Source organism: Arthrobacter sp. NPDC080086, from assembly GCF_040702285.1.
Map to the genome: position 1 here is coordinate 1 of NZ_JBFBKP010000023.1, position 25,055 is coordinate 25,055.

At 71.1% G+C, this 25,055-nt stretch carries 24 protein-coding genes; 9 read left to right on the forward strand and 15 right to left on the reverse strand.

Annotated features, from left to right (window positions below; genetic code table 11):
* Positions 1–322: 322 nt before the first annotated feature.
* From AB0305_RS10115 to AB0305_RS10125, 3 genes are read left to right on the forward strand one after another with little or no spacing between them, the layout of a single operon-like run.
* Positions 323–1,717 carry an OFA family MFS transporter gene (locus AB0305_RS10115; protein ID WP_364138611.1) on the forward strand — a complete coding sequence of 465 codons (1,395 nt, stop codon included), beginning with the start codon at positions 323–325 and terminating at the stop codon, positions 1,715–1,717.
* A 1-nt stretch (position 1,718) separates the two neighbouring features.
* The gene (locus AB0305_RS10120; RefSeq protein WP_364138608.1) at positions 1,719–1,862 is read left to right on the forward strand and encodes a hypothetical protein; all 144 of its coding nucleotides are present in this window, start codon (positions 1,719–1,721) and stop codon (positions 1,860–1,862) included.
* A gap of 2 nt (positions 1,863–1,864) precedes the next feature.
* Complete coding sequence (locus tag AB0305_RS10125) at positions 1,865–3,691, forward strand: gamma-glutamyltransferase (protein ID WP_364138605.1); 1,827 nt, start codon at positions 1,865–1,867, stop codon at positions 3,689–3,691.
* A gap of 22 nt (positions 3,692–3,713) precedes the next feature.
* Here AB0305_RS10125 and AB0305_RS10130 read toward each other — a convergent pair whose 3' ends face one another.
* From AB0305_RS10130 to AB0305_RS10160, 7 genes are all read right to left on the reverse strand, one after another.
* Positions 3,714–4,148, reverse strand: coding sequence for a hypothetical protein (locus tag AB0305_RS10130; protein WP_366172800.1), 435 nt, complete (start codon positions 4,146–4,148; stop codon positions 3,714–3,716).
* A 152-nt stretch (positions 4,149–4,300) separates the two neighbouring features.
* Positions 4,301–5,050, reverse strand: coding sequence for a DUF2071 domain-containing protein (locus AB0305_RS10135; RefSeq protein ID WP_364138599.1), 750 nt, complete (start codon positions 5,048–5,050; stop codon positions 4,301–4,303).
* Complete coding sequence (locus AB0305_RS10140) at positions 5,050–5,829, reverse strand: isocitrate lyase/phosphoenolpyruvate mutase family protein (RefSeq protein WP_364138596.1); 780 nt, start codon at positions 5,827–5,829, stop codon at positions 5,050–5,052. Before AB0305_RS10140 ends, AB0305_RS10135 begins: the two co-directional genes overlap by 1 nt.
* A 59-nt stretch (positions 5,830–5,888) precedes the next feature.
* Entirely contained in the window at positions 5,889–6,278 is a 390-nt protein-coding gene (locus tag AB0305_RS10145; RefSeq protein WP_364138593.1) for a DUF1622 domain-containing protein, read from the reverse strand.
* 47 nt (positions 6,279–6,325) lie between these two features.
* Entirely contained in the window at positions 6,326–7,240 is a 915-nt protein-coding gene (locus tag AB0305_RS10150) for an SDR family oxidoreductase (protein WP_364138591.1), read from the reverse strand.
* 97 nt (positions 7,241–7,337) lie between these two features.
* Positions 7,338–8,240, reverse strand: coding sequence for a nuclease-related domain-containing protein (locus tag AB0305_RS10155; protein WP_364138588.1), 903 nt, complete (start codon positions 8,238–8,240; stop codon positions 7,338–7,340).
* Positions 8,241–8,385: 145 nt separating this feature from the next.
* On the reverse strand, positions 8,386–9,288 hold the full coding sequence (locus tag AB0305_RS10160; protein ID WP_364138586.1) for an MSMEG_6728 family protein: 903 nt from the start codon (positions 9,286–9,288) through the stop codon (positions 8,386–8,388).
* A gap of 144 nt (positions 9,289–9,432) precedes the next feature.
* Here AB0305_RS10160 and AB0305_RS10165 point away from each other — a divergent pair, with 144 nt between their 5' ends.
* Positions 9,433–10,005, forward strand: coding sequence for a hypothetical protein (locus AB0305_RS10165; protein WP_364138584.1), 573 nt, complete (start codon positions 9,433–9,435; stop codon positions 10,003–10,005).
* Positions 10,006–10,088: 83 nt separating this feature from the next.
* Here AB0305_RS10165 and AB0305_RS10170 read toward each other — a convergent pair whose 3' ends face one another.
* Positions 10,089–10,742 carry a transglycosylase family protein gene (locus AB0305_RS10170; protein ID WP_364138582.1) on the reverse strand — a complete coding sequence of 218 codons (654 nt, stop codon included), beginning with the start codon at positions 10,740–10,742 and terminating at the stop codon, positions 10,089–10,091.
* Between the two features lie 220 nt (positions 10,743–10,962).
* On the reverse strand, positions 10,963–13,620 hold the full coding sequence (locus tag AB0305_RS10175; RefSeq protein ID WP_364138579.1) for an excinuclease ABC subunit UvrA: 2,658 nt from the start codon (positions 13,618–13,620) through the stop codon (positions 10,963–10,965).
* A 48-nt stretch (positions 13,621–13,668) separates the two neighbouring features.
* Here AB0305_RS10175 and AB0305_RS10180 point away from each other — a divergent pair, with 48 nt between their 5' ends.
* Entirely contained in the window at positions 13,669–14,802 is a 1,134-nt protein-coding gene (locus AB0305_RS10180; protein ID WP_364138577.1) for an adenosine deaminase, read from the forward strand.
* A 23-nt stretch (positions 14,803–14,825) separates the two neighbouring features.
* On the opposite strand, the gene AB0305_RS10185 is transcribed toward AB0305_RS10180, so the two are convergent.
* Both AB0305_RS10185 and AB0305_RS10190 read right to left on the reverse strand, forming a co-directional pair.
* Positions 14,826–15,800 carry an aldo/keto reductase gene (locus AB0305_RS10185; protein WP_364138574.1) on the reverse strand — a complete coding sequence of 325 codons (975 nt, stop codon included), beginning with the start codon at positions 15,798–15,800 and terminating at the stop codon, positions 14,826–14,828.
* Positions 15,801–15,908: 108 nt separating this feature from the next.
* A complete protein-coding gene (locus AB0305_RS10190) occupies positions 15,909–16,352 on the reverse strand; it encodes a DUF2177 family protein (RefSeq protein ID WP_364138571.1) in 444 nt (147 codons plus the stop codon).
* Between the two features lie 142 nt (positions 16,353–16,494).
* Here AB0305_RS10190 and AB0305_RS10195 point away from each other — a divergent pair, with 142 nt between their 5' ends.
* Together AB0305_RS10195 and AB0305_RS10200 are read left to right on the forward strand one after the other, a co-directional pair.
* Positions 16,495–17,361 (forward strand): DUF1295 domain-containing protein, encoded by an 867-nt coding sequence (locus AB0305_RS10195; RefSeq protein ID WP_364138569.1) that lies wholly within the window; start codon positions 16,495–16,497, stop codon positions 17,359–17,361.
* 131 nt (positions 17,362–17,492) lie between these two features.
* The gene (locus tag AB0305_RS10200) at positions 17,493–18,368 is read left to right on the forward strand and encodes a glycosidase (RefSeq protein WP_364138567.1); all 876 of its coding nucleotides are present in this window, start codon (positions 17,493–17,495) and stop codon (positions 18,366–18,368) included.
* Positions 18,369–18,731: 363 nt separating this feature from the next.
* On the opposite strand, the gene AB0305_RS10205 is transcribed toward AB0305_RS10200, so the two are convergent.
* Together AB0305_RS10205 and AB0305_RS10210 are read right to left on the reverse strand one after the other, a co-directional pair.
* Positions 18,732–19,919, reverse strand: coding sequence for a mechanosensitive ion channel domain-containing protein (locus AB0305_RS10205; protein WP_364138565.1), 1,188 nt, complete (start codon positions 19,917–19,919; stop codon positions 18,732–18,734).
* 70 nt (positions 19,920–19,989) lie between these two features.
* Positions 19,990–20,259 (reverse strand): DUF1508 domain-containing protein, encoded by a 270-nt coding sequence (locus AB0305_RS10210; protein WP_364138563.1) that lies wholly within the window; start codon positions 20,257–20,259, stop codon positions 19,990–19,992.
* A gap of 163 nt (positions 20,260–20,422) precedes the next feature.
* Here AB0305_RS10210 and AB0305_RS10215 point away from each other — a divergent pair, with 163 nt between their 5' ends.
* On the forward strand, positions 20,423–20,740 hold the full coding sequence (locus AB0305_RS10215) for an acylphosphatase (protein ID WP_364138561.1): 318 nt from the start codon (positions 20,423–20,425) through the stop codon (positions 20,738–20,740).
* Between the two features lie 47 nt (positions 20,741–20,787).
* Here AB0305_RS10215 and AB0305_RS10220 read toward each other — a convergent pair whose 3' ends face one another.
* The gene (locus AB0305_RS10220) at positions 20,788–22,572 is read right to left on the reverse strand and encodes a RecQ family ATP-dependent DNA helicase (RefSeq protein WP_364138559.1); all 1,785 of its coding nucleotides are present in this window, start codon (positions 22,570–22,572) and stop codon (positions 20,788–20,790) included.
* Between the two features lie 178 nt (positions 22,573–22,750).
* Between AB0305_RS10220 and AB0305_RS10225 the strand changes: the two genes are divergently transcribed.
* On the forward strand, positions 22,751–24,115 hold the full coding sequence (locus AB0305_RS10225; protein WP_364138557.1) for an MFS transporter: 1,365 nt from the start codon (positions 22,751–22,753) through the stop codon (positions 24,113–24,115).
* Between the two features lie 26 nt (positions 24,116–24,141).
* Here the strand turns inward: AB0305_RS10225 and AB0305_RS10230 are convergent, their stop codons facing one another.
* Positions 24,142–24,858 carry a YoaK family protein gene (locus tag AB0305_RS10230; RefSeq protein ID WP_364138555.1) on the reverse strand — a complete coding sequence of 239 codons (717 nt, stop codon included), beginning with the start codon at positions 24,856–24,858 and terminating at the stop codon, positions 24,142–24,144.
* Positions 24,859–25,055 lie beyond the last annotated feature (197 nt).

A 25,055-nucleotide genomic window follows, 5' to 3' on the forward strand; every position in this document is an offset into this window, starting at 1 on the left:
CGGCGACCGCCGGGGCCAGCACGGGCCACGCCCGACGTCGGCTCCCAAGGGACCTGCCGCCCCGGCGCCGGGGAACACCGCGATGGCCGAAGCCCTGCGGCGGGCGGGACTCGGGAAGTAGCGCCTACCGTTCGTCGCGAAAATGCTACCGCTCATCGTGAAACCGCCCGTCGTGACTTCGGAACCTCGACGCCGACGTGTGATCTGCACCATGATTGCCGGAGGCAACGGCCCAAGTGAGGCCTTTCGCCTCTGTGCCCCGGGGAGGCGCAGATCAAACTGCGGGGACGGCGTCGTCCCCGACTGAGCAAGGGGAGCACCAATGGGCTGGCTGGACCGTGACCGCACAATCGCCCCTCCGGGGTTCAACCGCTGGCTGGTTCCGCCCGCCGCGCTCGCCGTGCACCTGTGCATCGGCCAGGCCTACGCCACCAGCGTGTACAAGACCGCCCTGGTCAAACACTTTGGCGCCAGCCTGACTGAGATCGGTATCATCTTCTCCATCGCCATCGTGATGCTGGGCCTCTCCGCCGCCATCATGGGCACCTGGGTGGACAAGAACGGCCCGCGCAAGGCCATGTTCACCTCGGCCATGTTCTGGGCCAGCGGCTTCCTGATCGGCTCCCTCGGCATCTTCACCCGCCAGCTGTGGCTGGTCTACCTGGGCTACGGCGTGGTGGGTGGCATTGGCCTGGGCATCGGCTACATCTCGCCGGTGTCCACCCTGATCAAGTGGTTCCCGGACCGGCCGGGCCTGGCCACCGGCATGGCCATCATGGGCTTCGGCGGCGGCGCGCTGATCGCCAGCCCCGTCTCCACCGCCCTGCTGAAGGCCTACGACCCCAACTCCAGCGCCCAGGGCTGGGTGGCCAGCGGCGACGCCGTCGGCAAGCTCTTCCTGACCCTCGCCGTCGTCTACCTCGCCTACATGCTCTTCGGCGCGTTCACCATCAAGGTCCCCGCCGACGGCTGGAAGCCCGTCGGCTTCGACCCGTCCAAGGTCAAGGCCGCGAAGCTGGTCACCACGGACAACGTCTCGGCCAAGAACGCGGTGAAGACGCCGCAGTTCTGGCTGGTCTGGGTGGCGCTGTTCTGCAACGTCACCGCCGGCATTGGCATCCTGGAGCAGGCCGCCCCGATGATCCAGGACTTCTTCCGCCAGCCCGGCGGCACCTCACTGGTCAGCGCGGCCGTCGCCGCCGGTTTCGTGGGGCTGCTGTCCATCGGCAACATGGCCGGCCGCTTCGCCTGGTCCGCCACCTCCGACGTCACCGGCCGCAAGCGCATCTACATGGTGTACCTGGGCGTCGGCGCCGTGCTGTACGTGCTGCTGGCCCTGGCCGGGTCCTCCACCACCATCCTCTACGTAGCGCTGGCGTTCCTGATCATTTCCTTCTACGGCGGCGGCTTCGCGACCGCCCCGGCCTACCTGCGGGACCTCTTCGGCACCTTCCAAGTGGGCGCGATCCATGGCCGGCTGCTGACCGCCTGGTCCGCCGCCGGCGTCGCCGGGCCGCTGATCGTCAACGCGTTCCTCGACGCCCAGGGCACCCCGGGCAAGCTCAACGCCGCGTCCTACCAGCCGGCGCTGCTGACCATGGTGGCCCTGCTGGTGGTGGGCTTCGTGGCCAACCTGATGGTCAAGCCCGTCGCCGCCCGCTTCCACGAACCCCGTCCCGAGAGCAACCGCTCCACCGAACCCGCCATGGAGGCCTGAGATGAGCACCCAGCACCCGCACGGAGCCGACAGCCCCGTCAACGCGTCCCCCGCCCGGCTGACCATCGCGTGGGCCTTGGTGGGCCTGCCGCTGGCTTACGGCGTCTACGAGACGCTGACCAAAGTGACGGCGCTGTTCGGCTGAGCATGACGTTTACCGCTCCGGATCTGTTCACCACCCGGCCCACCCTGCAGGGCACCTTCGGCATGAGTGCCTCGACGCACTGGCTGGCGACGGCGGCCGCGCAGGCGGTGCTGGAACGCGGCGGCAACGCGTTCGACGGCGCCGTCGCGGCCGCCTTCGTCCTGCACGTCGTCGAGCCGCACCTCAACGGTCCCGGCGGGGACATGACCGGCGTCTTGGTCACCGCCGCGGACCCGGACACCCCGGTGGTGCTCATGGGTCAGGGCCCGGCGCCGGCCGCCGCCACCGTGGAGCATTACCGCAGCGAGGGCCTGGACCTGGTTCCCGGGTCCGGGGCCCTCGCCGCGGCCGTGCCCGCCGCCGTCGACGCCTGGCTCCTCCTGCTGCGCGACCACGGCACGTGGGAACTGGACGCGGTGCTGGAGTTCGCGATCGGCTACGCGCGCGACGGACACCCCCTGCTGAGCCGGGTGGGCGCCACGATCGCGACCGTGGCCGAGCTGTTCCGCGAGCACTGGCCCAGCTCCGCCGAGCTCTGGATGCCCGGCGGCACCATCCCCGCCGAGGGGGAGCTGTTCCGCAACCCGGCCTACGCCCGCACCCTGGAGCGCCTGGTCACGGCCGGGCAGGCCGACGGCGGCTCCCGCGAGGACCGGATCGACGCGGCCCGGCGCGAGTGGAGCGAGGGGTTCGTGGCCAGCGCCATGGTCGCCTCCGTCCAGCTCCCGCACCGGCACTCCTCCGGAACGGACCACGCCGGCGTGCTGGCGGCCGGGGACCTGTCCGGATTCCGCGCCGGGTACGAGCCCGCCGCCACGGTAGAGTTCCGCGGCTACACCATCGCCAAGACCGGTCCCTGGGGACAGGGGCCGGCGCTGCTCCAGACGCTCGCAATCCTGGAGGGCTTCGAGGACCGGTACCTGGACCCGTCCACCGAGCTCGGCGCCCACACCATCCTGGAGGCGCAGAAACTGGCGCTGGCGGACCGGGAGGCCTACTACGGCGACACCGAGGTGCCGCTGGACTACCTGCTCTCGCCCGAATACTGCGCCGAGCGGCGGGCGCTGATCACCGAGCGGGCTTCCCACGAGTTCCGCCCCGGGACGGTGCCCGGCCGGGAACCCTACCTGCCGCCGCTGCGGACCGAGTACACGCCGCCCGCGTTGGTCCACGACGGCGCCGGGCCGGGCCCGGCGGGGCTCGGCGCCGGGGAACCGACGGTGGCCCGCACCGGCGAGACCCGCGGCGACACCTGCCACGTGGACGTCGTCGACCGCTGGGGCAACATGATCTCCGCCACCCCCTCCGGCGGCTGGCTGCAGTCCTCCCCGGCCATCCCGGAGCTGGGATTCTGCCTGGGCACCCGGCTGCAGATGACCTGGCTCGAGGAGGACACCCCCTCCACCCTGACGCCGGGGAAGCGGCCCCGCACCACGCTGACGCCCACCCTGGTGCTCCGCGACGGGCAGGCCGTCACCGCCCTCGGCTCACCCGGCGGCGACCAGCAGGACCAGTGGCAGCTGCCGTACCTGCTGCGCACCATCGTGGGCGGGTACACGCCGCAGCAGGCCATCGACGCGCCCACCTTCCACACGACGTCGATGCCGGGCTCCTTCTGGCCCCGCACCTGGGAACCCGGCGGCGCGGTGGTCGAGGAACGGCTGGGCGACGAGGTCATCGCCGGGCTGAAGCGCCGCGGACACGCGGTGACGACGGCGCCGGGCTGGAGCCTGGGCCGGATCTCTGCTGTCGCGCGGGACCCGGAAACCGGCGTGCTGCAGGCGGCCGCGAACCCGCGGGGCGCGCAAGGGTACGCCGCGGGACGGTAACCCGGACGCGGCGGCAGGACGGTCAAGGACCGGTCTGGCTACCGGGGCCGCCGTGCTCCAGGCAGACCGTCGTCGTGAACTGCTCGATAGTGTCCGGTGTCCCGGGCGCGTTGGTGAAGAGCGACACGGCCGCCGAGGCCTCTCCGGAAGCGAAGCGGCCGCCTGCGGCCGGCAACGTGAGCGTGACGGTCTCTGTCTCACCGGTACAGGGGCGCTGGCCCGTACCGGCGCCGCCGACGACATCCGGCCCGGACGGTGTTGCCTGGCTGAGGACGATCCCGACGCCGGCGCTCCGGCCCTCGTCGCACCGGTAGCTGAGCCTGACCCTCACGTCCGCGCCGTGGCTGCGGAGGGCCGCCGCCTCGATGCTGACCGGACCGCCGTCGTCGGCCCGGGCGGGATCCGCGGCCGCGAATAATGATCCGCACAGGACGGCTGCTCCCGTCAGGGCGACCATGCGGCGTCTAAGAGGTGGGGAGATGTGCTCCATGATGTGCCTGCCTTGGCTCCCGGGGTGGAGACCGGACCCCATCCACTACACGCCTCCCCGGGCGCGACGGACAGGGAAGAAAGACCCTTGAAGCCCGTCAGGACGGATCGGGGAGCGCCTCAGCCGCGGCCGGAGCTCGCCCGGCCGGAACCCGTCAGTGCCCGGGGCCGGCCGAACTGGGTCCGGACCCCGGGGGAGTACAGCACCGACTCCGGCGGCCCGTCCACCGCGATCCCGGCCGCGGCCACCAGCCCGTCCTCCAGCCGCGCGATCCGCGCCGGGTACAGCGGCCAGGGGGTGTGCGTGTTGGGGATGTAGAGGGTCTGGCCGTGGAACCGGGAGTGCAGCCCGAACCGCGCCGTCAGGTGCACGGACAGCGGGTCTCCGGCGGCGCCGTCGTAGTCCGGAACCACGGCGAAGTCGCTGGCCGCGCCGCCCCGGAACCGCCGCACCGTGTACCCGGTGGCGGGGTCCTCCGGGGTCTGCGGGCGGTAGCCGTCCCGGGACCAGACGTAGGGGATGCCCGCGGCCCGCGCCGCGAGGACCACCGCCAGCCGGGAAGCGTCCAGGGACAGGAACACCACGCCCCGGGTGCCGTCCGGTTCCCGCGAATAGAGCCGGACGTTGATCTCGGTGAAGCTGCCGAAATACGGGATGGCCGGGCCGGTGCCGATGCCAGCGCCCTGCATCCGGAAGCCGATCAGGCCCACCCAGGCGGACCCGTCGAACTCGTCCGGCTCCACCCCCGCGGGCATGAAGCGCGCGGCGGCGGGCCGGGGGATGCGCCAGTGCAGGAACACGGCGTGGCTCCAGCGCTGGTCCATAATGACCGGGCGGGGCAGCTCCGGCGCCGCGGGCCAGGGATCCATCAGTTCAGCGGCCGGGTGCCGTCGGGCAGGGCGCCGCCGGCGAGGAGCTGGGCGGCGGTGTCGGCCAGGGCGGTCAGCGCCACCCGCTGGGTCCACGGGCCGTAGGAGATCCGGGCGACGCCGAGTTCCTGCAGCCGGGCCGGGGCCAGGGAGCCGGGGACGTTGATGACGGAGACCTTGTTCCAGCCGATCCCGTCCACCAGCGCGGCGACGGTCCCCTCGTCCAGCAGCCCCGGCACGAACACGGTGGTGGCGCCGACGTCCAGGAAGGCGCGGCCGCGTTCGATCGCGTCGGTCAGGACCTCGCGCTGGTCCCGGTCCTTGCCCTTGAGGAACGCGTCCGTGCGGGCGTTGAGAACGAAGTCGATGCCTTCGTCCGCGGCGGCCTCCGTCACCGAGCGCATCTGGGCGACCGCGTCCGCGAGGGGACGCATCTGGTCCTCGATGTTCGCGCCGACGACGCCGACGCCGATCGCCTTCCGCACGGCTTCGCCGGGGGTGCCGTAGCCCGATTCGAGGTCGGCGCTGACCGGCAGGTCCGTGGCGGCCGTGATCCGGCCGATGGCGGCGATCATCTCATCGAGCGGGATGTTCTCGCCGTCCTCGTAGCCGAGCGAGGCGGCGATGGAGTGGCTGGCCGTGGCGAGGGCCCGGGTGCCGGGCACGTCGCCGATGACCTTGGCGCTGATGGCGTCCCAGACGTTGACGACCTGGAGGATCTCGGGTGCCTGGTGCAGGCGGAGGAGTTCGGTGGCTTTGGAGGCTGTGGTTTCCGTCATTTCGCGAGCCTAACCGGGTGCGGCTGGCCGGAGAAGGGGTTTTGCTCAGGGAGGAACGGTCAGGCAGCGCCGGTCTCGGCCCGGCTGCCGGAGGAGGGCTTCTGCCAGGGCCAGCGGCCGGTGATTTCCAGTTCCAGCGAGAAGCTCAGGAACGTCCGGATCAGCACGATGATGGCGAGGACGGCGACGCTCTCAAAGGTGGGGGTGATGGCCACGGTGCGGATGATGTCCGCCGCGACCAACAGTTCCAGGCCCAGCAGGATCGAGCGGCCCAGCAGCTGCCGGTAGGACCGGTATTTCGAGAGCGGCTCCGAATCCGCGGGCAGACCGCGGGGCTGGACGCCCCGCAGCGCCATCGGCAGCGACACCAGGGCGCCCACCACCATCACCGCCACCCCGGCGAAGTCCATGAAGCCGCCGACGGCCTCGATGATGCTCCTGAAGTCCATGCTGCTCCTTGGGACGGGTGGGTGGCGTGGTTCTGCTGCGGTCCGAGTTAGGGGTGGCGGACGCCGACGCCGGCCAGCACGGCGCGGTAGCCCTCACGGTAGCTCGGGTAGGTGAACTCCAGGCCGGTGCCGCGCAGCAGGGCGTTGCTGACCTTCTTGTTGCCGCCGCGGGACGGTTCCCCGGAGGAACGGCCCGAGGTGGGGCGGTCACTGCCGGTGCGGCCGCCGCCGTCGGGGTCCGCCGGCTGCGGGGCGGGCAGGCCCAGCTCCGCGGCGAGGAAGGTCAGGACGTCCGCCATCTCGGCCGGTTCGTTGTCGACGCCCAGGTAGAGCGGAGCTGGTTCGGCCTCCATCGTGCAGAGGCGCACGATCGCGGCGGCGGCGTCGTCGCGGTGGATGCGGTTGGTGAGCTTGGAACCTGCCGGCAGTGTGGCCTTGCCGCCGCGGACCATGTCGATCAGCCGGGTCCGGCCCGGGCCGTAGATCCCGCCGAGGCGCAGCACCACCGGGGCGATGCCGGTGCCCTCGAGCCGGTCGGCCAGCAGCCGTTCGGCCTCGAGGATGATGCGCCCGGAGAAGCCGCCGGGGTTCGGTGCGGAGGCCTCGTCCACCCAGCCGCCGTCGGCATCGCCGTAGACCGCCGTGGAGGAGACGAACAACACCCGCCGCACGGGAGCCCCGGAGGCGAGGACGGCGTCGAGCACCCGGGACAGGCCGTCCACGTAGGCGGCGCGGTAGGCCTCCTCGGTGGGCGAGTCGGCGGCGACGGCCACGACGACGGCGGTGGTGTCCGCCGGGACGGGCGGCAGCTCACCACGGGTCAGGTCCGCCGCAAAGCCTTCGATCCCGGCAGGCAGCTTCTCCGGCGAGCGTCGCCAGCCCGCCACGCGGTGTCCGGCGGCGGCAAACCGCAGCCCGGCCTCAGTCCCCAGGTCGCCGCATCCGGCAAGCAGAACAGTCATACCGGCAAGTCTGCCAGCAAATCGGAGGGGCTCTGTGCCGGGTCGGATCGGGCCGGTTGGGAACGCGCCGCTGCGGGGACTCGGCGAGTGGACGAGGTTAGCGCTTCGGAACGGGCTGGACCACGGTAGGTGTCGGCTGTGGAGCTGGCGGGCCAGCCGGCGCTGTAGGCCTGAGGCCGGAGAGAAAGCTGAAGATGAAGGACAGCAGAATCATGAGGACGGCCAACCTGAAGAGCGCCCCGATGCAGCTCACCTTCTGTTGGCCACCGCGGCGTCGACTCCGTGCTGGCGCCTTCGGCCGCGCAGATTGGGGTCGCCGGGAGCCCCGGCTTTTGGGTTGCACGGTGGCGGCACCGGGCGGCCGCGATGCTGTGGTGCTGGACGCTGTGAACTGCGCCGTGGAAAGCAGCTGCGGGCTGGTGGCGCCACCCAGGAGAGACTGCAGATAGGCATGGATTGTTGGAATCAGGGCCGCATCAAGGACCGTCGGCAGCTCGGCGACCGCCCGCGCGATGGTGTTGAGACCCTCGATGCGTGTTCCACCGCTCGCCGTACCGCTGAGCTCCGGCTGGCCTACCAGGCAGATCCATCCCTGTACCAACCGCCGATGCCCCGGTTCCAGGACCGCCGCCACGGCGGCCGCCTGCTGACCGACCCCGGCGACGCTGTGGTGTCGGGCGTATCCGTTTTGCCGGAGAGTTCCGCCGGAGAGAGTGACCTCCCCGTTCCAGTTCTTGGCGTCCACCACCACAATGCCGCCCGGACCGATCAGGACGTGGTCAAGATTAGCCTGGGGCCGCCCCGGCCAGTGGACATCGTGGATGACCTGCCAGCCAAGCGGCGCAATCTCTCTGAGTTTCTCAGCGAGAATTGCTTCGCCCGCCGCACCCAGGGACCAGGCGTGGGCGTTCCGCTCGGCGTGCTCCAGCTCCCGTCGCAAACGTGCAACCCGTTCAGCTGCGAGCCGCGACTTCTCCGCGGCTCCTTCTCCTGCAGCCATGACTTCCCCCAAGCAGCGTCTGGCGTGATGCCCGTCGCCGAAGCGATGGGACGGTGGCTGACACCATACGTCACAGGGGCTGGTCCCACCAGTCACATCAACGGACTGGCTCGCGGGTTCGGCCCGCGCGAGCCGCCCCGCCCGCCTAGCGCGCGGGGATCGGGAAGAAGAGCCGGGGATCCTGGAGCAGGGCCGGGTAGTCGAACTCCTCGCGTGCGATGACCTCGTCCACCTCGAAGTCGCGGGCGAACCGGCCCTCCACCTCGATCGGACGGCCCACGACCTTGCCGACGGCGAAGGTGCGGCCGGCGTCGAACGGGACAGCCACCACGGACTTGCCCGGGAGCGTGGTGAACGCCTCCTCCTGGGCCAGACGCTTGCGGGTGGGCTTCTTCGGCTGCGCCTTCGCGGGCCGCTTCTTGGCGTTCTTCTCCGGCCGGCGGGAGGTGGGCTCGGCGTAGACGAACTGGTACTCGCCGTCGTCCGGGGCCGCGCCCTTGCCGCGCCCGGGCGGCAGGCTCACCGTCAACAGGTCCGAGGGATCGGTGCCCTCGACGGGCAGCCGCAGGATCCACATCTTCTCGCCCTCGGGGTCCTCCGGCAGCAGCTCGAGCTTGGGCTCCGGCCAGAGGTACTCCAGGTCCGGGTCCGTGCCGGGGAACACGTCGGCGTAGAACGAGGGCTCCTTGGCCAGCAGGCGGGAGCGGTGGGCGAGGTGGAACCCGGGGTCGCCCAGCCAGTATGGCATCTGGATCCGGTCCGCGTAGTCCGGGTGGCCGGCCTGCGGCGCGAACTCCAGGATCCGGCCGCGGGTGGTGTCTTCCCCGCCGCGGGCCACCCATTCATCCACCATCGCCAGACCGTACATAGTCAGCGCGGGGACGTGGCCCATCCACATCCGGACGGCCGGGTGGGTCTGCCAGCCGTACTGGGGGATGACCAGGGCGCGGAGCACCTGGAGGGCCTCGACGCGCTGCTTGCCCAGCCGGGCACGGTCCAGGGCCGCGGCGCTTTGCCGGAAATCGGAGTAGGGCAGGAAAGTTTGCATCTCTCCAGTTTGAGGCCGCGGGCCCGCATCACCAATTGCGGGCCGCCCGGGGTGAGCGTGTTCACATGCCGGGCGCCTACAGACAGCTCCCAGCCGGGAGTTCTATCATGGATCGGAACCACCCCGCTTCACGGAAGATCCGCCATGACCCCTGAAACGACGGCGCCTTTTGCGCCCAAATACGGACAAATGCTCAGCCCGGAAGCCAACGGCATCCTGGTGCTCGAGGAATTCACCCTGGATCCGGCCGCGGCCCGCAAGGAACAGCACGGCTTCCGCGCGGCCCTGGCGTCGGTGGCTCTGACGATGCGCAGAATCCTGGCGTTCCGGATGCTGATCGCCCTGGTCGCCATCGCCAACCTTCCGCTGTTCCTGCTCTCCAGCGGCTGGGAAATCTACGTGGTGTCCGTGGCCCTGGTGGTGGCCGTCCACGCCGCGGTGACCTGGCTGAACCGGCACGAGCCGCGGCTGAAGCAGCGCCGGATGCTGGAACTGCACCTGCACCGGGAGCGCAGCGACAATTACCGCAAGGTCCGCGACGCCGTGAAGTACGTCATCGACACCCCCGCCCGGATGAACGAACAGCTCTACCTCGAGCTCCTCGCCGCCAAGCGCGTGGCCCTGAACCTGGCCCACGGAACGGTGGCGCTGCTGGACACCAGCGACGACGCCGCGTGGAAGGTCCGCATCATCCGCGAACTGCCCCGCACCGCCTGAACGGCGACAAAGACAACAAACGACGACGCCGGAGCGGCCCCCCAAGGCCGCGCCGGCGTCGTCGTTTTGTCTCGCCCTGAAAGCTAGGCCGGAAGCTGCAGGACCTGCCCGGCGAGGACCAGGTTCGGGTCGCTGATGGTGTCCGTGTTGGCGTCGGCCAGGGCCTGCCAGCCGCCCTTGATGTTCAGGTGCTCGGCGATGGTGCTGAGGCTGTCGCCGCTCTGCACCGTGTAGGTCTCGCCGCTGAGGGCCACCGGGGCCGCGTGCCGGGCAGGAACGGGTGCCTGCACGGGTGCCTGGATCGGGGCGGCCTGGGGTGCGGCCTTGACGGGGGTGCTCTGGACAGGGGCGGACTGGACGGGGACGCTGGCACCGCCGCCTCCGCTGAGGCCAAGCTGCGCGGCGCAGGACGGCCACGCGCCCCAGCCTTGGCTGGCCTGGACGTTTTGGGCGACGGCGATCTGCTGCTCGCGGGTCGCGTTGGCCGGGGAGCCGGTGCCGCCGTTGGCCGCCCAGGTGCTCTGGGTGAACTGCAGGCCGCCGGAGAAGCCGTTGCCGGTGTTGGTGCTCCAGTTGCCGCCGCTCTCGCACTGGGCCAGGGCGTCCCAGGTGGAGGTGGACGTGGCGGCGGGGGTCGCGGCGCTGGCGGCGGTGGCGGAAAGTGCGACGCCGGCGGCGGAGATGGCGGCCAGGGCGGCGCCGCGGCGCGCGGCAGTGGTGAGGGTTGAGGTCTTCATGTGGTTCAGCTGCTCCTGAGGGCCACCTGCGCTCGGCCCGTCCCCGGGCGTTGTCGCGCCACTGCCCGCCCCTGACAATAGAGGTCATCTGCGGTGTCTGCCGGTCGGGCAGTTCTGGTGGTGGCAGCACCGGGCATGCGATCGCCCGATTTCGGGCATCCGCCCACGCTAGGACAGACCGCAGCAGGTTTCAACCCGGCCGCCTGCCCCGGCGCTTCCCTTAGCGCCGGGCGCGGCTTCCGAGGGCGGACTTCAGGTAGGGCGCGGTGCGGCTCTTGGCGGAGCGGGCGACGGCGGCCGGTTCGCCCGCGGCGATGATCTTGCCGCCGGCGTCCCCGCCGGCCGGGCCGAGGTCGATCACCCAGTCGGCGGCGGCCACCACGTCCATCTCGTGCTCGACCACCACCACCGTGTTTCCGGCGTCGACCAACCGGTGCAGCTGCGCCATCAACAGCTCGACGTCGGCAGGGTGCAGCCCGGTGGTGGGCTCGTCCAGCAGGTAGAGCGAATGCCCGCGCTGAGCACGCTGGAGTTCGGTGGCGAGCTTGATCCGCTGCGCCTCGCCGCCGGAGAGTTCGGTGGCGGGTTGGCCCAAGCGTAGGTAGCCCAGGCCCACCTCGCGGAGGGTCTGCAGGGCGCGGGCCGCGGCCGGAACGGGGGCAAGGAATTCGGCGGCGGCGTCCACCGTCATGCCCAAAACCTCCGCAATGTTTTTGCCCCGGTAGGTGACCTCCAGGGTTTCCGGGTTGTACCGGGAACCGTGGCATTCGGGGCACGGGCCGTAGCTGCCGGGCAGGAAGAGCAGTTCGACGGCGACGAAGCCCTCGCCCTGACAGGTCTCGCAGCGGCCGCCGGCGACGTTGAAGGAGAACCGGCCGGCGCCGTAGCCGCGGGCCTTGGCCTCGTCCGTGCCGGCGAAGACCTTCCGGACCGCGTCGAACAGGCCGGTATAGGTGGCCAGGTTGGAGCGCGGCGTCCGGCCGATCGGCTTCTGGTCCACCTTGACGAGACGGTCGATCAGTTCCAGGCCGGTCACGGGCCCGACGGTCAGCGGTTCGGTGAGCTCCCCGGCGTCCCCGGCGTCCCCGGCGTCCTCCGGGTCGGCGGCGGAACCGACGGTGGTGCCGGCAGCGCCGCCGGACGTGCCGTCGCCGTCAGCACCGCCGTTGTCCCCGTGCAGCCAGCGGCCGGTCACCCCGGCCAGGACCTGGCTGACCAGCGTGGATTTACCGGACCCGGAGACGCCGGTCACGGCAGTCAGGACGCCCAGCGGGAAGTCAGCGTCGAGGTGCTGCAGGTTGTGGCGGCTGATATCGCGGAGCTTCAACCACCCGTTCGGTTCCCTGGAGCCACCGCCGTCGCCGTCGCGTGCGCCGCCGTCGCCGCGCGAACCCGCACCGCCGTCGTCGGTCGGCGAAGCGGCGTCGGGGAACAGGTACGGCCGCGTGACCGAGGCGTCCACCCCGGCGAGGCCGTCCACAGGCCCGCTGTAGAGCACCTCGCCTCCACCCTCGCCGGCCCGCGGACCCACGTCCACCAGCCAGTCCGCCCGCCGCACCACGTCCATGTTGTGCTCCACCACGAACACCGAGTTACCGGCGGATTTCAGCTGGTCCAGCACGGCCAGCAGCGGCTCCGCGTCGGCCGGGTGCAGTCCGGCGGAGGGCTCGTCCAGGACGTAGATCACACCGAACAACCCGGACCGCAGCTGGGTGGCGATCCGCAGCCGCTGCATCTCGCCGGGGGAGAGGGTGGGGGTGGAGCGGCCCAGCGCCAGGTAGCCCAGGCCCAGGTCCAGCAGCACGGTGACACGCTGCAACAGGTCGCGGGTGATCGCGACCGCCACCTCGTTGGTTTCCCCGGACGACTGTTTCCGTGACGCCGTCCCGGCGCCGGTCAGCTCGGTGGTGGGCCGGATGATGTCGGCGAGTTCACTCATCGGGACCGCGTTCAGCTCGGCGATGGTGCGGCCCGCGAAAGTCACGGCGAGGGCCTCGGGCCGCAGGCCGCTGCCGCCGCAGCGCGGGCACGGACCGGTCTCCATGAACTTCAGGACCTTCTCGCGCATGGTGGAACTCTTCGAGTCGGCCAGGGTGTGCAGCACGTAGCTGCGGGCGCTCCAGAACCGGCCCTTGTACGGCTTGGCGACGCGGTCCCGCTGCGGCGTCACCTCCACCACGGGTTGTTCCTCGGTGAAGAGGATCCAGTCACGGTCCTTTTTGCGGAGCTTCCGCCAGGGGGTGTCGATGTCGTAGCCGAGGTGGCTGAGGATGTCGCGGAGGTTCTTGCCCTGCCAGGCGCCCGGCCACGCGGCGATCGCGCCGTCGCGGATACTCAGGTCGGCGTCCGGGACCAGCGAGGACTCCGAAACGGTGTGGGCGATGCCCAGGCCGTGGCATTCCGGGCAGGCGCCGGCGGCGGTATTGGGCGAGAACGCGTCCGAATCCAGCGGGGCGGCACCGGCCGGGTACGTGCCGGCGCGGGAGAAGAGCATCCGCACCGAGTTGGACAGGGTGGTCACCGTGCCCACGGTGGAGCGGGAGCTGGGCGTGCCGCGGCGCTGCTGGAGCGCGACGGCGGGCGGCAGCCCGGTAATCAGCTCCACCTTGGGATTGTGGCCCTGCTGGATCAACCGCCGGGCGTAGGGCGCCACCGACTCGAAGTAGCGGCGCTGGGCCTCGGCGTAGATGGTGCCGAAGGCCAGCGAGGACTTGCCCGAGCCGGACACCCCCGTGAACGCGACGATCGCGTCGCGGGGGACGTCGACGTCGACGTTGCGCAGGTTGTTCTCACGCGCGCCGCGGACCCGGACGAACCCGTCCGAGGGCGCCTCGGGCGCGAGGCCGGGGAAATCGGAAGCCTGCTGATCATTCTGCATTGTATTGACTCTATCCGGCCCGGCCCGCGGCGGGCATATCCTTACCGAATGGAAAGTTACGACGGCGGCGCTGGGGCGCCGCAGGCAGTTGATGGGGCGCCGCAGGCGGAGGAGCCAACGGGACAGGCAGCGGAGAACCCAGCAGAGGCCCGGCCCGAGGGGGTCCCCGACTTCGCGGAGGTCCCGGAGGAGGTCCACGGCCCGCTGCCCGTGGCAGAACTGCACCTGCACATCGAGGGAACGCTGCAGCCGGAGTTGATCTTCGCGCTCGCGGAGCGGAACAACATCCCCCTGCCGTACGCGGACCTGGACGAGCTGCGGGCCCGCTACGAGTTCACGGACCTGCAGTCGTTCCTGGACCTCTACTACGCCAACATGGCCGTGCTGCAGACCGAGCAGGACTTCGCGGACATGACCCGGGCCTACCTGTCCCGCGCCGCCACCGCCGGGGTCCGGCACGCGGAGATCATGCTGGACCCGCAGGCGCACCTCTCCCGCGGCGTCGCCCTGGAAACCTGCGTCAACGGCGTGGCCGCCGTGCTGGCGACCTCGCAGGAGGAGTTCGGCATCTCCACCCTGCTGATCGCCGCATTCCTGCGGGACCTCTCCGAGGAGTCCGCGCTGGAGGTGCTGGAAAAGCTGCTGGCGATGGATGCCCCGATCGCCGGGATCGGCCTGGACTCCGCGGAGGTGGGCAACCCGCCGTCGAAGTTCGAGCGGCTCTTCGCCCGGGCCAAGGACGCCGGGCTGCACCGGATCGCGCACGCCGGCGAGGAGGGGCCGCCGTCGTACATCGTCGAGGCATTGGATGTCCTGGACGTTGAGCGGATCGATCACGGCATCCGCTGCATGGAGGACCCGGACCTGGTGGAGCGCCTGGTTCAGGAGCTGATGCCGTTGACCGTGTGCCCGCTCTCCAACGTCCGGCTTCGCGCGGTGGACACCCTGGCCGAGCACCCGCTGCCGGGCATGCTGGCCGCGGGCCTGAACGTCAGCGTGAACTCGGACGATCCGGCGTACTTCGGCGGGTACGTGGACGACAACTTCACCCAGCTCCGGAGCGTGATCGGCCTCTCTGAGTTCGACTGTGTCCGGCTCGCGGCGAACTCCATCCGGTCCTCGTTCGCCAGCGAGGAGCGCAAGACCGAGCTGCTGGCCGAACTCGCCGCCTCCGGCCGCTAAGCCGGAGGCGGGGCCGGGAGAGCCTAGGCGTCGATGCTGCCCATGTCCGGGTAGCGTCCGCCGGCGGCCACCCCTGCCGGTGCCAGCTCCTCCAGCCGGGCCAGGTCCTCGGCGGTGAGTTCGACGTCGACGGCTCCGAGATTCTCCTGCAGCCGGTCGCGCTTCTTGGTGCCGGGGATCGGGACGATGTGCTCGCCCTGGGCCAGCAACCACGCCAGCGCCAGCTGCGCCGGGGTGCAACCCTTGGCGGTGGCCAGCTCGGTCACCCGGTCCACCAGCTCCAGGTTGCGGGTGAAGTTCTCGCCCTGGAAGCGCGGGGAGTGGCGGCGGAAGTCGTCGGGCGCGAAGTCGTCCTCACTGCGCAGCTGCCCGGTGAGGAAGCCGCGGCCCAGCGGGCTGTAGGGGACGAAGCCGATGCCCAGCTCGGCCAGGACCGGGAACACCTTGGTCTCCGGCTCCCGCTCCCACAGCGAGTACTCGGTCTGCAGCGCGGTGATCGGGTGCACGGCGTGTGCCCGGCGGATGGTGTCCGCGCTGGCCTCCGAGAGCCCCAGGTACTTGACCTTGCCGGCCTGGACCAGTTCGGCCATGGCGCCGACGGTCTCCTCGATCGGCACGGTCTTGTCCACCCGGTGCTGGTAGTACAGGTCGATGTGGTCCACGCCGAGGCGCTGCAGGCTCGCGTCACACGCGGCCCGGACGTACTCGGGCTTGCCGTTGATGCCCACCCAGGAGCCGTCCTCGCGGCGTTCGTTGCCGAACTTGGTGGCCAGCACCACGTCGTCGCGGCGCCCCTTGATCGCGCCGCCCACCAGCTTCTCGTTGGTGAAGGGCCCGTACATGTCGGCGGTGTCCAGCAGGGTGCCGCCGGCGTCGAGGAAAGCGTGGATGGTGGCGACGGATTCCTGCTCATCGCCCTTGCCGTAGAACTCGCTCATGCCCATGCAGCCGAGGCCCAGGGCGGAGACGGTAAGCGAACCAAGCGTGCGGTGTTCCATGGGGGTTCTCCTGACACAGTGGGAGGGCCGCGGATCGGCCCCCTGGGGAGCGGGGGTGGCGGCGATCAGGCCACTGTAGCCAGCCTGATTGCCCGGAGCAACGGTCGTTCAGTCCCCGGGAGTCACGGCGCCGGCGCGGGGGTGGTGCAGCCGCAGGATCAGGGCCACCAGCGGGCTGACGGCGGCGCACACGGCGGCGCCCCAGGCGATGTCCGTGACGGCGACGACGGCGGGGAAGTCCTTGAGCACGGCGAAGGCGGTGAGCGCCCAGGTGGCGTAGGTGAAGAAGCCGAACAGCGCTCCGGACCCGGCCCGGCTCCGGAGGCTGGCGCGGCTGTCCGTCGGGCGGACGCCGTAGTGGACGATCCCGGCGACGAAGACGACGTAGAACAGGACGGCGCCGGCGGCGTTGAAGCTGGCCGGAAGCAGATGGCCGATCTGGCTGCGGTACTGCGGGGTGGCCACGGTGAGGATCCAGACGGCGTCGACGGCGGCGAAAATCACGGCGGTCACGGCGTAGGCCAGCAGCCACTTCCTGAGCGGACGGGTCATGGGAGCTCCTTCGGGGCGTGGTGCGCGGTCGACGGTGGGCGGGGCATGGCCGGTGGATACGGAACTTTCCTCAATACTAGTTCGTAGGCTTAGTAGTCAGTGCCGGCACCGGGACCCGGGCCGCCTAGGGAAGGAATGCTCCATGAATGAGTCCGAACGCAAGGCCCTCGCCGTCATTCCGGTGGTGGTGCTGCTCGGAGCCGGGCTCGCCTGGGCCGGCAGCCAGAACGGGGCCACGGCCGGTGGCATCCCGGTGTTCGCCCTGGCCGTGGCGGCCGCGTTCATCATCCAGTGGCTCGCGTTCATCCCGGCCTACCTCCGCCAGACGGAGCGGTTCTACGACCTGACCGGCTCCCTGACCTACATCGCCGTCACCCTGCTGCTGGTGCTGCTCACGCCCGGCATCGACGCGCGGGGCTTCCTGCTGGCACTGCTGGTGCTGGTGTGGGCCGCTCGGCTCGGCTCCTTCCTGTTCCGCCGGATCAGCAAGGCCGGCAAGGACGACCGCTTCGACGAGATCAAGCCCTCATTCATCCGCTTCCTCACCACCTGGACCATGCAGGGGATCTGGGTGGCCTTCACCGCCGCCGCGGCCTGGGTGGCCATGACCTCGGCCAACCGCGTGGGGCTGGACTGGTTCGCCCTGATCGGCGTGCTGGTCTGGATCGCCGGGTTCGGCATCGAGGCGGTGGCGGACCGGCAGAAGGGCCGGTTCAGCGCGGACCCGGCCAACAAGGGCAAGTTCATCTCCACCGGCCTGTGGTCGAAATCCCGGCACCCCAACTACTTCGGCGAGATCCTGCTCTGGGTGGGCGTCGCCATCATCGCCCTGCCCGTGCTGCAGGGCTGGCAGTGGGTGGCCCTGATCTCCCCGGTGTTCGTCGCGCTCCTGATCACCAAGGTCAGCGGCGTCCCACACCTGGAGAAGAAGGCGGACAAGAAATGGGGCGGCCAGGCCGACTACGAGGAGTACAAGAAGAACACCCCGGTGCTCATCCCCAAGCTCTGATCCACTTCCCGTCCACGTCGCTTCGCCGCGTCATATCCGGTCACAGCAACGGTCCAATCGCCGCGCCCGGTCGCGGATGCCGTGGAACCTTGGCAAAATGCAGGTGGATCAATAGCTGCTAGAGGAGACCCATGGGCGCGAACGCTGCGGAAAACACTAACCTTCGCCTGAAAGCTGTGCTGGACGTCCTGACCGAGGGGGTGTGGTCCGGGGAGAAGCTGAACGCCGGCGTCGTCCTCGGCGAGGCGATCGCCCGGGTCCCGCTGAATGACAAGGAGCGGGAGCTGCTCAGCGGCGGCATTCCGCGCGGGCACAAGGCGCTCACCACCGCGTCCGCGAAGCTGGTGAAGGCCGGCTGGCTGATCAAGGGCCGCTCCGGCTGGACCATTACCGAGGACGGCCAGCGCGCCACGGTCGCCTTCGCGGACCCGGCCGCCTTCACGGCCGCGCTCGACGCCGGCACCCCGGTCCCGGCCGACACCCCGCTTCCCGCGGCACCGGCCGGGCACAGCGCACCGAAGGCTGCCCCGCATGGGGCGGAGAAGGCCGTGAAGGCTGTCGAAAAGGTTGCCGAAAAGGTGGCGGACACCGCCGCGAAGCTGGTTGAGGAGGCCGTGGCCCCGGTGGCGAAGGCCGTCCGGAAGCGCAAGGCCGCGGACAAGGCGGCTCCTGCCGAAGCCCCGGCGCCCCCCGCTGAACCCGCCGTCGAGCAGCCCGCCGAGGTCGCCGTCGCCGGTGACTTCAACGTCCTGCTCGGCGCCCCGGCCAACTGGGCCCCGCAGTACGACGAGTCCCAGATGCAGCTGGACGAGGTGGACCAGCTGTGGAAGCTCGCCGCGGACCTGCCGGCCGGTGCCTACAGCTTCAAGATCGCCATCAACCGCTCCTGGGACGAAAATTACGGCCGGTTCGGCGCCTTCGACGGCGCCAACCACGAGGTGCACCACCGCGGCGGACCCCTGGTGATCCGCTACGACCACCGCACCCGCGACATCGTCACGGAGTAACGCGCAAGAACCATGAACCGGCCGGGGTCCCGCACAGGGCCTCGGCCTGTTCTTTATGGCCTAGAACCGCGTGGGGTCAGGCCCCGGCGGAATCGGTGACGGCGGCGGGACCGGTCCCGGGTCGGGGATCGGCAAGGGCCCCGGCGGCGTCGGTCCCGGCTCCGGGGCGGGCCCGGGAGCCGGACTCGGCGTCGGCTGGGGGATTGGCGGCGGCGTGGGACCGGGCTCGGGCGGGAACGGGTCCCCGGGCTGCGGTTCCGGCGAGGTGGGGCCGGGTTCCGGCGGGAACGGATCGGGTCCGGGCGGCGGGGGGATGGTCATGCCCCCGATTATCTGCCCGTACACCTTCGCTGGGAAGAGCCCCTAGTTTTGCGAGGCGGCGGACTTGTCCCGGTCCTCGAACACGTCCTCGCCCGGGCCGGAGAAGGCCTTGGAGCGCTCCACCGCCTCCAGGGATCCGGTGAATAGCTGGGAATCGTGCGGGTCGGCCGGGGTCCGGGCATCCGGTGCCACGATCGCGGCCGGCAGCGACTCGAGCCGGAAGTGCGGCAGCGCCGTCGGGTGCTTCTCCTGGAGGAAGAGCACCAGCTCCTCCCGGATCAGGCAGCGCAGGTCGAACAGCGCGGCGCTGTCCGCGGCGCTGACCAGGATCCGGACCCGGACGTAGCCGGCGGTCGCGTCGGTGATCTGCAGGATCCCCACCCGCTGGTCCCAGAGCTCCGTGCCGGCCAGGACCCGCTTCAGCTCGGCCCGCATGGCGGACACGGGCGCGCGCCAGTCCAGGTCGAACTCCACCGTGCCCATCACCTCGGACTGCCGCCGGGTCCAGTTCTCGAACGGGGTGGTGGTGAAGTAGGTCGAGGGCAGGATCAGCCGCCGGTCGTCCCAGATGTGCACCACGATGTAGGTGAGGGTGATCTCCTCGATCCGGCCCCACTCCTTCTGCACCACCACCACGTCATCCACCCGGATGGCGTCGGTGAAGGCCAGCTGGATCCCGGCGAAGACGTTGACCAGGGAGGTCTGCGCCGCCAGGCCGGCCACGATCGAGATCAGGCCCGCGGAGGCCAGCAGCCCGGCGCCCAGGGCCTGGACCGCGGGGAAGGTCAGCAGGATGATGCCCAGCGCCACGATCGCGACCAGGGCCGCGCCGATCCGCCGGGCCAGGATCACCTGGGTGCGCAGCCGCCGGGCCCGCCGGTTGTCCGCCACGTCCACCCGGTAGCGGGTGGTGACCAGGGTCTCGATGATCAGCAGCACGGCGATTGCCAGCCACGCGACGGAGGCGATCAACGCGATCACGAGGCCGTGGTCCAGTGTGCGGCGCCAGTCGGCGTCGTTGGTGGTGGCGGCGAGGGCGATCCGCACGCCGATCAGGCAGAGCGCGAAGCGCAGCGGCAGCCGGGCCACGCGGGAGGTTTCCCGGAGCGCCTCCTGCTTGCGGTTGAGCCGCAGGACGATGCGGCGCACCAGCCAGGAGGCGGCCAGCCCGGCGATGATGGCCAGGGCCACGGCCAGGAAGGGCATTGCGGAGGAGAGGAACTCTTGCATCGTCAAGGTGTAGCAAGGATTCCCGCTCCGGTTGAAATCGCGGCCCTGTCAACGTGGGTCCGCTCACGGTTTACACGGCGGGCAGGTGCCTCCGGAGGTGGTGGTGCCCGGCCCGGGCGGCCTGGCTGCTCTTGGTCCACGTGGTGCCGCCCCAGGGGGTGGCGTGTGATTCCCGGATCAGGCCGGTTCCGGCGCATTCGCGGACGGCCATGATGCCGTCCGCGGCGGAGCGCTTGTCCGTGAAGGGTTTGGAGACAGCGAGCACTGTGCCGTCCGCCCCCAACAGCCGGAACCGGACGTTCGAATCTGTGTCGGTGAAGATCTCGAATTGTCCTGCCATTGTCTTTTCCTTTCAGGCGATCCGGGGCGTGCGCGGGACGTCGGATGGTGTCCCCGGGACCCCGCCGGAGGGTCTTCTTCCACCCTCCGCAATGCCGTGCGGGGGCTGAAAGGGGCGAAGGTCCCGGATACCGGACACTCCGGGGCGGGGCTAGATTGGGTCCATGGCGGAGAATGCGGGGGAGCGGTCCGGGCCCGACGGCGGCGCCGGCGTGCGGCTCACGGCCCGGGTCACGGGCATGGTCCAGGCGGTTGGCTTCCGGTACTGGACGGTGCGGAAGGCCGCCAAGCTGGGGCTCACCGGCACGGTCCGGAACGACGACGACGGCTCGGTGCGGCTCGTGGCGGAGGGGCCGCAGTCGGTGGTGCTGGAGCTCCGGGCCTGGTTGCGGTCCCCGGACGCGCCCGGCCGGGTCGACCAGGTGGAGGAGTCCCTCTCCCCGGCCACCGGCGAGTTCACCGGCTTCGACGTTACGTACTGAGACTTGGAGTGGGCTTTTCGGCCGCGTTCATGTTCAGCTGCCCGGTGTCAGCAGGCACGCTTCAGGAGGCCCCGCTCCAGGACGGCCCGATGGGAGAGGGTCTTGTAGCCCTCGGAATCGAACAGCACGGTGAGGACGTCGCCGTCGCACTGGATCACCTGGCCCGGACCCCAGTCGGCGTGGACCACCGCGGACCCCACCGGAAAGCCGTCCCCGGACTCGCCGCCCCCGGAATCCTTGCCGTCGTCCGCGGCCCCACCCGGAGCAGCCTCTCCTGACTGGCAGGTATCGCAGTTACCGCAGGGCCCGGGCAGCTCTTCGCCGAAGTAGCCCAGCAGGAACTGCCGCCGGCAGTGGTGGGTCTCGGCGTAGCCGCGGATCATCTCCACCCGGGACCGGTCCACCCGCCCCCGCGTCTCGGCGAGGTCGACGGCCAGCGCCAGCGCCGCCTCCGGGTCTCCGGTGAGCCGCACACCGCCGTCGTCGGCGTTAAGCAGACCGGTGTCCTGCAGTTGGTTCAGCAGGGCGGTGATCCGCCGGGACGGGAAGTGGGTCCGGGACGCGAGCTCGTCGCGGGCGAGCGGCGTGTCCTTGGCGGCCAGGACCGCCAGCAGCACCCGCAGGGAGGGCTGGTTCGGCGTGTGCGTGGTGAAGAAGCGGCGCAGGCCCAGGTCCTCGGACCGGTAGTGCAGCACCGCCCGGGCGGGTCGGCCATCACGTCCGGCGCGGCCGAACTGCTGGTAGTAGCTGTCCAGGGATTCCGGGATGTCCGCGTGCAGCACGAAGCGGACGTCCGGCTTGTCGATGCCCATGCCGAACGCGGTGGTCGCCGCCACCACGTCCAGGGTTCCGGCCTGGAAGGCCTCGTGCACCCGGGTGCGCTCGGAGGCGGGCATGCCGGCGTGGTACGCGGCGGCCCGGATCCCGGTCCGGGTCAGTTTCGCCGCGTACTTTTCGGTGTCCTTGCGTTTGGCGGCGTAGATCAGGCCCGGGCCGCGCAGCTCCGCCACGAATCCGGCAGCCTGCGCGGTCACGGACCGGCGCTTTTCCTTGTCCTCGTGATGCCGGGTCACGGCCAGGTGGATGTTCGGCCGGTCGAAGCCACGGACCAGCACCAGCGGCCGGTCCAGGTGCAGCCGCTGCTGGATCTCCTCGCGGACCGGGGCGGCCGCGGTGGCGGTGAGGGCCGCCGTCGTCGGGTTGCCCAGGCGCCCGCGGACCTCGCCCAGGCGCAGGTAGTCGGGGCGGAAGTCGTGGCCCCAGGAGGTGACGCAGTGCGCCTCGTCCACCACCAGCAGCGGAAGCCCCAGCGTGGCGAGCCGCTCCACGGTGCTGTCCTTGGCCAGCTGTTCCGGGGCCAGGAAGAGGAAGGCCGCGGTCCCGTCCTCCGCCGCGGCCCAGGCCCGGTCCTGTTCCGCGGCGGTGTGGGCGGAGTTGATGGCGACGGCGGTGCCCGGCCCGGCGGCGCCGTTGATCCCTTCCAGCTGGTCCTCCTGCAGCGAGATCAGCGGCGAGATCACCAGGGTGGGTCCGCAGCGGGTGCCGGAGCGATGCAGCAGCAGGCCGGGGACCTGGTAGGTCAGCGACTTGCCGTAACTGGTGGGCATCACGGCCAGCAGGTCGCGGCCTGCGGCCAGGGCGGCCATGCCCTCGAGCTGGCCGCCGCGCAGGGTGCCGATGCCGAAGGTCTCCGCCGCGATCCGCTGGAGGTCGGCGTCGCGGGGCCCCGGCGTGCCGGGGCTGGCTTGAGCTGCGGGCGTGCCGGTCACAGCGGGCTCGACGGCGTGGGCGCCGGGCGCGTCGGCGGGCGGGTCTGCGGTGGCCTGGGTCATGGATGCTCCACGCTGAACGGTTCCGGCGGCCGGCTGCTGCAGCTGCACTCCCAGCGTAACGCCGCCCGCAAGGCCCACCCGGGGACCGTGCCGCCGCAACGGGGACGGCCCGCGGCAAGCCGAACCCGCCCGTGGACACCGTTTCGAATCAGCGCCCCGCATGGGACAGACTGTTGCCGTGAGCAACTCTCCCCGGACCGGTCTGGCCATCGCAGGGCTCAGCCTTGGCACCGCGCTGAACCCGTTGAACTCCTCGATGATCGCCGTCGCCCTGGTGGTGCTGCAGGCCGACTTCCAGCTCGACGTCGCCACCGTCACCTGGGTGGTGACCTCGTTCTACCTCACGTCCGCCGCCGGGCAGCCGCTGATGGGCAAGCTGGCGGACCGGTTCGGCCCGCGCCGGCTGTTCCTGCTGGGCATGGTCCTGGTGGCGGCCACCTGCGCCTTCGCCCCGTTCGCGCCCAACTTCGCGCTGCTCTGCGTGGCCCGGGCCTTCATGGCGCTCGGCACCGCGAGCGCCTATCCCAGCGCCGTCGTCATGGTCGCCGCCCTGGCCAAGCAGGCCAACGTGCCCTCCACCCGGCCGCTGGGCCGGATCCAGATGGCCAACACCTCCGCCGCGGCCGTCGGCCCGGTGGTGGGCGGCCTGCTGGTGAGCCTGGTGGGCTGGGAGGCGCTGTTCCTGATCAACGTGCCGCTGGCCCTGGCCTCCATCCTGATCGTCCGCCGCTTCGCCCCCGCGGACGGCGAACGGGAACGCGGCAAGGTGGCGGACCTGGTGCGGGACTCGGACCTGCCCGGCATCGGGGCGTTCATCGGCGCCCTGACGCTGGTGATGATGGCGCTGCTGAACGTGCTGCCCGGCTACCGCTGGTGGCTGCTGGGCGCCGGAGTGGTCCTGGCGGTGCTGTTCGCCGTGCGGGAACTGCGGTTCAGCCCGCCGTTCCTGGACCTGCGGCTGCTCGGCCGGAACCGGCCGCTGCTGCTGGTGTACCTGGGCTTTGTGCTGTTCAGCGGCGTCTACTACTTCGCGTTCTTCGGCCTGCCGCAGCTGCTGCAAACCGCCGGCGGGTACGACCCGGGCGTCGTCGGCCTGCTGATGCTGCCGCTGGCGGCCATCTCCGTGGTGGGCACCCCCGCCGCCGTCAAGGGCATCGACCGGTACGGCGTGCGGCGGGTGCTGATCGCCGGCGTCGTGCTGCTGCTCGCCGCGTCCGGGGCCATGTGGCTGCTGACCGCGTCCCTGGCCGTCCCGCTGGTCCTCGCCATGACCGCACTGCTGGGCGTGCCGTACTGCGTGGTCAGCATCGCCTCCAGCCAGGGCATGTATTCGTCCACCCGGCTGGAGGAGCGCGGCGTCGCGGCCGGGATCTACCAGACCTGCCGGTACCTGGGCGCGATCACCGCCACCGTGCTGATCGGCATCTTCTACGGCAGCGGCGTGAACCAGGCCAACTGGGGGCTGATGGTGTTCGTGATGCTGGGCCTCGGCGCCGTGGTGCTGATGGTCTCGCTCGCCTGGCGGGAACCCAAGACCCGCTAAGCCCAAGGCCCGCGGCCCGGAAACGGTCAGCGCGGGGCCGGCTCCAGCTCGGCGTCGTGGACGGCGCGTTCCCGGGCGATCTCCCCGGTGAGCGCCACCAGCAGGGTCAGCGCCGCCGTCGCCATCACGCCGAGGCCGGGGTGGATGTGCAGCAGCCCCGCGCCCGCGGTGGCGCCGGCCAGGATGAGCACCACGGCGCCCAGCCGGCGGCCGGTGTGCGCGCCGGTGCCGCCGCCCAGCCGGGAGTCGGCGGCCAGACCGGTCAGGGTGGAGGTGACCACCACGGTGGTGACGTCCTTGACGGCCAGATGCCGGGCGGTGGCGGCCTGCATGCCCATTGCCACGGCCAGCGCGCCGGTGATGGTCAGGGTCACCGGGTCCCCGGCGTGCGGGGCGTGGACGGTGAGAACGACGGCGATCGCGCTCATGGTGAGCCCGACGGCGGCCAGCAGCACGGTGGTGCGGCGGCTCCAGCCCGCGGCCTCGGGACGAAGCGTCCGGCCCGCGATCACCGCGCCCACCATGAAGCAGGCCAGCGCGATCGACGGGCCCACCACGGGCAGGTTGTCCGCACCGATCAGCGCCATGCCCAGGATCACCACGTTGCCGGTCATGTTGCCGGTGAACACCCGGTCCAGGCCCAGGTAACCCACGGCGTCGATGATGCCGGTGGAGAAGGTCAGGACCAGCATCAGGGTCAGGTTCAGCCGGTCCGGTTCGGTGGATTTCAGTCGCTTGAGCATGGTGTTGTCTTTCGGTGCGGTGGCCGGTCGGGCGGCGTGCGGGTGGCGGGCTCAGCGGGGGCCGAGCCGGCGGGCCAGGCGCAGCAGGTCCAGGTCACGGTGTACGGGTCCCACAATACTCACGCCGCAGGGCAGCCCGCCGGGTGTGACGAGTGGCAGGGAGAGGGCCGGCGCGTGTTGGGCGGTAATCAGGTTTC